Annotated in this window: 2 protein-coding genes; one reads left to right on the top strand and one right to left on the bottom strand. The window is 66.8% G+C overall.

The features are described 5' to 3' along the window. Window positions 1–85 precede the first annotated feature (85 nt). Complete coding sequence (locus VMS96_15540) at window positions 86–1264, bottom strand: ISL3 family transposase (protein ID HVP44842.1); 1179 nt, start codon at window positions 1262–1264, stop codon at window positions 86–88. A 1000-nt stretch (window positions 1265–2264) separates the two neighbouring features. On the opposite strand from VMS96_15540, the gene VMS96_15535 reads away from it, so the two are divergent. After that, window positions 2265–2774 carry a hypothetical protein gene (locus VMS96_15535; protein HVP44841.1) on the top strand — a complete coding sequence of 170 codons (510 nt, stop codon included), beginning with the start codon at window positions 2265–2267 and terminating at the stop codon, window positions 2772–2774. Window positions 2775–2968 lie beyond the last annotated feature (194 nt).

The following is a 2968-nucleotide window of genomic DNA, read 5'->3' as shown; positions in this document are numbered from 1 at the left end:
CTAGATAAATCCCGCGCGGATTCGTCAATCTATAATAGTTTTCGAAAATTCCGCCCTCACCAGGAATGTTGCGTTGACAGCGTAGTCATGCGGCTCTGAGCCGGCGGCCATCGGCCGTGAAGCGTTGGACCTTGAGCAAGAGGTACTCGTGATCGCGATAGCCGCGGCCCCGGCGCAGGACGGTGCGGATGTTGCCGTTGATCGCCTCCACGACCCCGAACGGGACCTTCTCATGGCAGTAGGCCAGGATTCCATCCACATGCCGGAACAGCAGCTGCGCCAGTGTCTGGAAGGCCGGCAGCCGCTGCCAGCGCAGGGCCCGCACCCAGGTCGTCAAGAACCGGCGGGCGGCGCCTTCGTAGGTATAGGTCCACAGCTGCTCGAGTTGTTCCCGCAACAGATAGGCCGTCAGCAGGCGGCGATTCACAGCGAAGAGGTCGCCGAGCGTCTGGCGCTTCGCGGGATCCAGGTGTGCCCAGCGGGTGAGGAGCAGCCACCGTTTGCCGCGGACGAGGCCGCGGAGCGCGCCGCCTTTCCGGAAGAACTCCGCGCGGCGGGTCTCGTCCACCGCGGCATTGGCGTGTTTCAGCACGTGGAACTTGTCGTAGACGATCCGCGCCCGCGGCAGGTGGGCCCGCAGGCTCTGCGTGAAGGGCTCCCACATGTCCACGCACACCGCCCTGATCCGCCACCGCTGCGCCGGCGGCAACGCCTCCTGGAAGAAGCGATCCAGGGTCTCCCGCTTCCGGTCCGGGCCCATCCAGAGCGGCTCCCGGCTGCCCAGGTTGCTCACCACGGTGAGGAACTTGGCGGCCTTGCCCAGGAAGATCTCGTCCACGCCGAGATAACGCAGCGAGGGCCTCGGCCGGCTGGCCGCCCACTGCTGGAGTGCCCGCTTGTCGAGCTGGCGGACCGTCTCGGCGGCCAAGCCCCAGCGCGCCGCCACCCGGCGGGCCGGGGCGTCGGCACAGTCCCGAGCCACCGCCGTGGCAAACCGGGTCGTGTGGTGGCCGGTGCCCGTCACGAACGGGAGCCGTTCCCGGCGCCGCCCGCAGCGCCGGCAGACCACCGTGTGGACCTCGACCACCAGCCAGACCGTCCACGGGCCCCAGGGGAGATCGCGCACCCGCCGCTCGCGGGGCGTCCCCTGGGTCGTCTGCGTGCTGATCCCGCACCCCCGGCAGCAGTGGTAGGGCCGTTTGCCGAGCGGCCGGACCCAGAGGGTGAGGGTCTGCCGGCCTTCGTCCAGGGCTTGTCGGGACACGCCGTATCCCGGGATCGCGAGCAGTCGTGTTACACTGGGGTCGGGCATCGGTTCCGCCTCCTCTCCTTGATTGGCGTCAAGGCTGGGAGGTCTATCACGTCACAGGAACCGATGCCTTTTTCTTCTGTTACTGGTCCCTATATCGTTACAGGCTCAAGACAACATTCTTGGGCAGAGCGGAAATGTCCTATGCCCCGTTACACTGCTCGACCAACAAGGGAGGGCGTTGTGGCGGACAAGGACATGATTACGATGAGCCGACGGGAAGCAAGGCGACTCCACATTCTGCATCAGGCACTCGAGCGGAAGCTGGCCCAGCGAGAGGCCGCCGGCCTCATTGGGCTGAGCGACCGGCAAGTTCGGCGGCTGGTCCAGCGGCTCCGGGCGGAGGGGGAAGGAGGCATCTGCCACCGCGCACGCGGCAGGCCGTCGAACCAGCGCATTCCCCAGCGAGTCAAGGCGCGGGCGCTTAGGCTCTTCCGCGACAAGTACCGCGATTTCAACCTCACCCATGCCGCCGAGAAACTGGGCGAGGTCCACGGGATCCGCCTCCACGCGGAGACGCTGCGGCTCTGGCTGAACGCGGCCGACATCGCCTACCGGAAGCGGCGGCCACGGAAGCATCGGCAGTGGCGGGAGCGCAAGGCCCAGCGCGGGGCGCTGGTGCAGATCGACGGCTCGCACCACGACTGGTTCGAGGGCCGCGGCCCGGTCTGTGTGTTCATGGGGGATCTCGACGATGCCACCAACACCGTGGCTGGCCGGTGCTCTGACTACGAGGGCACCTGGCCGGCCATGGACAGCCTGAAACGGTACATCCGGCAGGACCGGCATCCCACAGAGCGTCTATCTCGACAAACACCCCACGTATCAGGCGGGGGCCGCCCCGACGATCGCCGAACAGCTCAGCGACCAGAAGCCCCTGAGCCAGTTTGCACGGAGCCTGGCCGAGCTCGGGATCGACGTCATCCACGCCAACTCCCCCCAGGCCAAAGGCCGGGTGGAGCGGCTCTTCAAGACCCTCCAGGATCGTCTGGTCCGCGAGATGCGACTCGTGGGGATCCAGAGCGTGGCGGAAGCCAACGCGTTTCTCGAGCGCTACTTGCCGCAGCACAACCGGCGCTTCAGCAAGGTGGCCGCGGCCGCCGCGGATCTGCACCGGCCTGCCCCCACCAGCCGAGAGCTGGACCGGGTGCTCTGCAGCAAAGCAGAGCGCACTGTCAAAAACGACTTCACCATCGTGCACCACGGCGCGCTCTACCAGCTCGACCAGCCGACCCGCGCGCGGAAGGTTACGGTGGAGGAGCGGCTCGACGGCACCCTGCACGTCACATACAAGGGACGGGAGCTGCGTTATCGGGCGCTCCCTGCGCAGCGGCCCCAAGAAGCACCAGAGCCACCGCGTGCGCTGCACACGAACAAACCGTGGACCCCTCCCACGGATCACCCGTGGCGGAGGCCATGGCTCCCACGGCGACGCACCAAGGACCAGTCTGTTGCTGCTCCCTAGAACCGGACATTTCTATTTTGGTAGGCATAGGACATTTCTATTTTGGGTTGACATGGACAGGGCTTGGGCGCTATCCGGCGGTAATGGCAGAGGCGGCGGCGAGGCGCTGCTGCAGGTGGCGGAAGTCGAGGGGTTTTTCCAAGCACTCGAGCGCGCCCATGGCGAGGGCCTGCATGCGGGTGGCCTCGTCGAGC

This window comes from Terriglobales bacterium (assembly GCA_035543055.1).
In the GTDB taxonomy this organism is placed as follows: domain Bacteria; phylum Acidobacteriota; class Terriglobia; order Terriglobales; family Acidobacteriaceae; genus JAIQFD01.
The sequence above is the reverse complement of the archived record's forward strand: the minus strand, read 5'-3'. Positions and strand labels throughout refer to the sequence as shown.